We start from the raw sequence: 6,049 nt of genomic DNA, 5'->3' as shown, positions 1-6,049 counted from the left end.
AACACGTTTGATGCTGGATGCCTTCCAGTCTTTAATCTCTAAAAAAAGAATGCCTCTTGCGGGGTGCAGAATTATAAAGTCCGGGTAACGGCGCTTCATCCCCAGGGGGATATCAAACCAACAGAGGTAATCATCCTCAAGCAATGCTTCCAGGCGCCGAGCGAAGCGCTTTTCACCTGAGGTCATTTTGGAAAGGCAGGAACTGAGGGCAGGAATTAATTTAGCCATAAAGCCCTCAGTCGCAGTGCGTAAAAAGTAACAGCAGATGATCTTCCTTGATCGATACTCGCATATCCATCTCGATTACAGTGCGTTAGCGCGTATTCGCATCGGCAAATGATTACCACAAAGGGCGAAATTTTTACCCATGACAGGCTCGGATAGCATTTTTTGGCGTGATCATCCGATAACCTGGTCAAATAGTGCTTCGCTCGATAGTATTTGAATTCCTTTTTAAGTCAATGACTTAGGTTCTGCTCACTGAATTGGCGATGATGCAATGCGGTTATCGGGGGTTAAATTGTGCATTTCGGCTAAATGTTAATCAGCGAATAACACATATAAAAAAAGCGAGCCTCGTTAGAGGCTCGCTTTTTAACTTCCGATGTCAGCTTAGACAGTTCTCGGCTATTCGCAGCTTTTACTGCAAAGCGGACTAAAAGGAATCGCCGGGCACCCGCACCCACCCTTCCATCAGAATCCGCGCACTGCGGCTCATGATAGCCTTGGTCGCCGTCCACTCGCCGTTGGCAATTTCCGCTTCCGCGCCGACCCGCAAGGTGCCGGATGGATGGCCGAAGTTCACCACGCTGCGCTCCCCGCCCCCGGCGGCCAGGTTGACCAGGGTGCCGGGAATGGCGGCGGCGGTGCCGATGGCCACCGCGGCGGTGCCCATCATGGCGTGGTGCAGTTTGCCCATGGAGAGCGCGCGCACCAGCAGGTCGATTTCACCCGCGTCCACCTGCTTGCCACTGGAGGCCGCATAGCCCTTGGGCTCCGCGACAAACGCGACCTTGGGGGTATGCTGGCGAGCGGCTGCCTCTTCGACCTTTGCGATCAGGCCCATCTTCACCGCGCCGTGGGCACGGATGGTTTCGAACATGGCGAGCGCCTTGTCGTCACCGTTGATGGCTTCCTGCAGTTCGGTACCGGTGTAACCGATATCCGCGGCATTGACGAAGATGGTGGGGATACCGGCGTTGATCATGGTGGCTTTCAGGGTGCCGACGCCGGGCACTTCCAGGTCGTCCACCAGGTTACCAGTGGGGAACATCGCCCCTTCCCCATCCGCCGGGTCCATGAATTCGATCTGCACTTCTGCCGCGGGGAAGGTGACGCCGTCCAGTTCGAAATCACCGGTCTCCTGAACTTCCCCATTGGTGATGGGTACGTGGGCGATGATGGTTTTCTTGATGTTGGCCTGCCAGATGCGCACGGTGCAGATGCCGTTCGCTGGCACACGCGCTGCATCCACAAAACCGCTGTTGATGGCGAAGGCACCGACGGCGGCGGTGAGGTTGCCGCAGTTGCCGGACCAGTCCACAAACGGCTTGTCGATGGAGACCTGGCCGAACAGGTAATCCACGTCGTGCTCTGGCTGCTCGCTCTTCGACAGGATGACGGTTTTGCTGGTGCTGGAGGTGGCTCCGCCCATGCCGTCGGTCTGCTTGCCGTAGGGATCCGGGCTGCCGATCACCCGCAGCAGGAAGTTGTCGCGCGCGGCGCCCGGAACCTGTGCGGATTCCGGGAGGTCCTGCAGACGGAAGAACACACCCTTGCTGGTGCCGCCACGCATGTAGGTGGCGGGCACTTTGATTTGTGGTGCAAAAGTCATGATCAGGCTGTTGCCTCCGCTTCCAGGAAGTCCTTGGCGAAGCGCTGCAGTACACCGCCGGCCTCATAGATGGAAACTTCTTCTGCGGTATCCAGGCGGCATTTCACCGGCACTTCCACGGTTTCACCATCCTTACGGTGGATCAGCAGCGTGAGGGTTGCGCCCGGGGTGCGCTCGCCCACTACGTCATAGGTTTCGGTGCCGTCGATGCCCAGAGTCGTGCGGGTGGTGCCCGGCAGGAACTCCAGCGGCAGCACGCCCATGCCGATCAGGTTGGTGCGGTGAATACGCTCGAAGCCTTCGGCCACAATCGCTTCCACACCGGCGAGGCGCACGCCCTTGGCGGCCCAGTCGCGCGACGATCCCTGGCCATAGTCGGCGCCGGCGATGATGATCAGCGGCTGCTTGCGGTCCATGTAGGTTTCGATGGCTTCCCACATGCGGGTGACTTTACCTTCCGGCTCAACGCGGGCCAGCGAGCCCTGCTTCACTTCACCGTTCTCGTCGCGCACCATTTCGTTCAACAGTTTCGGGTTGGCGAAGGTGGCGCGCTGGGCGGTGAGGTGATCGCCGCGGTGGGTGGCGTAGGAGTTGAAGTCCTCTTCCGGCAGGCCCATTTTCGCCAGGTATTCACCGGCGGCACTGCTGGCGAGGATCGCGTTGGACGGTGACAGGTGGTCGGTGGTGATGTTGTCACCCAGCACCGCCAGCGGGCGCATGCCTTTCAGCGCGCGCTCACCGGCCAGCGCGCCTTCCCAGTACGGCGGGCGGCGGATGTAGGTGCTCTGCGGGCGCCAGTTGTACAGCGGGTCGCCCTTCTCGGATTCGGCCTTGGCCAAATCGAACATCGGGATGTAGACCTCGCGGAACTGCTCGGGCTTCACGCTCTGTTTGACGATCGCGTCGATCTCTTCGTCGCTCGGCCAGATATCTTTCAGGGTCACCGGGTTGCCGTCTTTGTCGTAACCCAGGGTGTCTTTCTCGATATCGAAGCGGATGGTACCGGCGATGGAATACGCAACTACCAGCGGCGGCGAAGCCAGGAACGCCTGCTTGGCGTAGGGGTGGATACGGCCGTCGAAGTTGCGGTTGCCGGACAGTACGGCGGTGGCGTACAGGTCGCGGTCGATCACTTCTTTCTGGATCACCGGGTCCAGCGCGCCGCTCATGCCGTTACAGGTGGTGCAGGCAAACGCGACCACGTCGAAGCCCAGTTGCTGCAGTTCCGGCAGCAAGTCGGCTTCTTCCAGGTACATTTTTACGGTTTTGGAACCGGGAGCCAGGGAGGTTTTCACCCAGGGCTTGCGGGTCAGGCCGAGCTTGTTGGCGTTGCGCGCAATCAGGCCCGCGGCAATCATGTTGCGCGGGTTGCTGGTGTTGGTGCAGCTGGTGATCGCGGCAATGATCACCGCGCCGTCGGGCATCAGGCCCTCTTCTTCCTTCCAAGCCTTCGCTATTCCACGAGAGCCCAGTTCGGATACCGGCAGCAGTGCGTGCGGGTTGGACGGGCCGGCCAGGTTGCGGGTTACGGAAGACAGGTCGAACTTGAGCACGCGCTCGTATTCGGCGTCTTTCAAGGAATCCGCCCACAGGCCGGTTTCTTTCGCGAATTTTTCTACCAGGGCTACCTGCGCGTCGTCGCGGCCGGTGAGCTTCAGGTAGTCGATGGTCTGCTCGTCGATGGCGAACATACCGGCGGTGGCGCCGTACTCGGGCGTCATGTTGGCGATGGTGGCGCGGTCGCCCAGGCTCAGGCTGGAGGCGCCTTCGCCGTAGAATTCGAGATACGCACCCACTACGCGCTCGCGGCGCAGGAATTCGGTCAGTGCCAGTACCATGTCGGTACCAGTGATGCCGGGCTGCAGTTTGCCGGTCAGTTCGACACCGACGATGTCGGGCAGGCGCATGTAGGAGGCGCGGCCGAGCATGACGCTTTCAGCTTCAAGGCCGCCCACGCCCACGGAGATTACGCCGAGCGCATCCACCATCGGGGTGTGGCTGTCGGTGCCGACGCAGGTATCCGGGAAGGCCACGCCATTCTTCACCTGCACCACCGGAGACATTTTCTCGAGGTTGATCTGGTGCATGATGCCGTTGCCGGGCGGGATTACGTCGACGTTTTCAAACGCGGTTTTGGTCCAGTTGATGAAGTGGAAGCGGTCTTCGTTGCGGCGCTCTTCTACTTCGCGGTTTTTTTCAAACGCGTTTTTTTCAAAACCGGCGTGTTCGACGGCCAGGGAGTGGTCGACGATCAGCTGGGTGGGCACCACCGGGTTTACTTTGGCGGGGTCACCGCCCTGCTCTGCGATGGCGTCGCGCAGGCCGGCGAGGTCCACCAGTGCGGTCTGGCCGAGAATATCGTGGCAGACGACGCGCGCGGGGAACCAGGGGAAATCCAGGTCGCGCTTGCGTTCGATGATCTGCTTGAGGGATTCGGTGAGTTTTTCCGGCTCACAGCGGCGCACCAGGTTTTCGGCGAGGATGCGCGAGGTGTACGGCAGTTTGGCGTAGGCACCCGGTTGGATTTTTTCGACTGCTTCACGTGTGTCGAAAAAATCTAAGTCTGTGCCGGGGAGCTTTTTGCGAAATTCGGTGTTCATTTGGTTCACGCAATCGGGTAGATGGGTGGCGGTGCTGGCACCGGGTAGGGATTTGCTGGACACGCCGTGAACCCATCCATGGGGGCTTGGCTGCGAGATCCCTCTCGCAGACAGTCCAGCAAAACCCGACCCGCTACCGACACCTTCGCGTCAAGTACAGTGCTGCTATTAACGCGCGGCGATCGGAGTCACTTTACGCAGTTCCGGACCGACATATTCCGCGCTCGGGCGGATGATGCGGTTGTCGGCGCGCTGTTCAAACACGTGGGCGGCCCAGCCGGTTACGCGGGACATTACGAAGATCGGCGTAAACAGTTTGGTGGGGATGCCCATGAAGTGGTACGCGGACGCGTGGAAGAAGTCGGCGTTACAGAACAGCTTCTTCTCGCGCCACATGACTTCTTCGCAGCGTACGGAAACCGGGTACAGCACGGTGTCGCCCACGTCGGCGGCCAGTTTTTCGGACCACTGCTTGATGATGGCGTTGCGCGGGTCGGATTCGGTGTAGACCGCGTGACCGAAGCCCATGATCTTTTCTTTGCGCTCGAGCATGCCCAGCAGTTCTTTTTCTGCTTCGTCGGCGGAGGAGAAACGCTCAATCAGTTCCATCGCTGCTTCGTTGGCGCCGCCGTGCAGCGGGCCACGCAGGGAGCCGATGGCGCCGGTGATGCAGCTGAACAGGTCAGACAGGGTGGAGGCACATACGCGCGCGGTGAAGGTGGAGGCGTTGAACTCGTGCTCTGCGTACAGGATCAGGGATACGTTCATTACCTGTGCGTGCAGGTCGTTCGGCTTCTCGTCGCGCAGCATGTGCAGGAAGTGGCCGCCGATGGAATCGTCATCGGTTTCGGTTTCGATGCGCACGCCGTCGTGGGTGAAGCGGTACCAGTAACAGATGATGGACGGGAATGCGGCCAGCAAGCGGTTGGCGCGGTCCTGTTGCTGTGCGAAGGACTCTTCGCCTTCCAGGTTGCCCAGCATGGAGCAGCCGGTACGCATGACATCCATCGGGTGCGCGTCGGCGGGGATGCGCTCGAGTACTTCGCGCAGCGCCAGCGGCAGGCCGCGCATGGTTTTCAGAATGCCTTTGTAGTCCGCCAGCTGAGCGGTGGTGGGCAGTTCGCCGTTGAAAATCAGGTACGCGACTTCTTCGAACTCGCAGTTTTCTGCCAGGTCTTTGACGTCGTAGCCGCAGTAAGTAAGACCGGAACCGGATACGCCTACGGTGGAAAGTGCGGTTTTACCAGCTACCTGGCCGCGCAGGCCTGCTCCGCCAACTTTTTTCTCTGCCATCTCTAGAGTCCTCTTTTCTCGCGAATTATTAATTTAAGAATTTCTACTTCTTGATTTTTACTTCTTGAATAGCGCATCGAGCTTGTCTTCAAACTCGTGGTAGTTCAGGTAGTCATACAGTTCGGCACGGGTCTGCATGGTGTCTACCACGGCCTGCTGGTCGCCATTGGCCAGAATGCTGGTATAGACGTTTTCCGCGGCTTTGTTCATGGCGCGGAACGCAGACAGCGGGTACAGCACCATGTCGGCACCGGATTCCGCGAGTTCTGCCTTGTTGTACAGCTTGGTCTGGCCGAACTCGGTGATGTTGGCAAGAATCGGT

General features: G+C 59.5%; 4 protein-coding genes and 1 pseudogene. All 5 read right to left on the bottom strand.

The window, feature by feature from the left end:
- Positions 1 to 228 (bottom strand): nuclease-related domain-containing protein (locus tag VIL80_RS04485; RefSeq protein ID WP_332034953.1); only part of this gene is annotated, 228 nt, incomplete at its 3' end.
- A 427-nt stretch (positions 229 to 655) separates the two neighbouring features.
- A complete protein-coding gene (gene prpF / locus VIL80_RS04480; RefSeq protein ID WP_332034952.1) occupies positions 656 to 1,834 on the bottom strand; it encodes a 2-methylaconitate cis-trans isomerase PrpF in 1,179 nt (392 codons plus the stop codon).
- A gap of 2 nt (positions 1,835 to 1,836) precedes the next feature.
- The gene (gene acnD, locus VIL80_RS04475) at positions 1,837 to 4,434 is read right to left on the bottom strand and encodes a Fe/S-dependent 2-methylisocitrate dehydratase AcnD (protein WP_332034951.1); all 2,598 of its coding nucleotides are present in this window, start codon (positions 4,432 to 4,434) and stop codon (positions 1,837 to 1,839) included.
- A gap of 168 nt (positions 4,435 to 4,602) precedes the next feature.
- A complete protein-coding gene (gene prpC, locus VIL80_RS04470; protein ID WP_332034950.1) occupies positions 4,603 to 5,727 on the bottom strand; it encodes a bifunctional 2-methylcitrate synthase/citrate synthase in 1,125 nt (374 codons plus the stop codon).
- Positions 5,728 to 5,784: 57 nt separating this feature from the next.
- Positions 5,785 to 6,049, bottom strand: a pseudogene (gene prpB / locus VIL80_RS04465) (methylisocitrate lyase); the annotation flags it as partial.

This window comes from Microbulbifer sp. (genome assembly GCF_036563125.1).
Lineage (GTDB): Bacteria > Pseudomonadota > Gammaproteobacteria > Pseudomonadales > Cellvibrionaceae > Microbulbifer.
The sequence above is the reverse complement of the archived record's forward strand: the minus strand, read 5'-3'. Positions and strand labels throughout refer to the sequence as shown.

What these genes read in the sequence shown, in the direction of transcription:
- acnD (WP_332034951.1), bottom strand. Translation starts at nt 4,434, where the DNA reads ATGAACACCGAATTTCGCAAAAAGCTCCCCGGCACAGACTTAGATTTT.
- prpF (WP_332034952.1), bottom strand. Translation starts at nt 1,834, where the DNA reads ATGACTTTTGCACCACAAATCAAAGTGCCCGCCACCTACATGCGTGGC.
- prpC (WP_332034950.1), bottom strand. Translation starts at nt 5,727, where the DNA reads ATGGCAGAGAAAAAAGTTGGCGGAGCAGGCCTGCGCGGCCAGGTAGCT.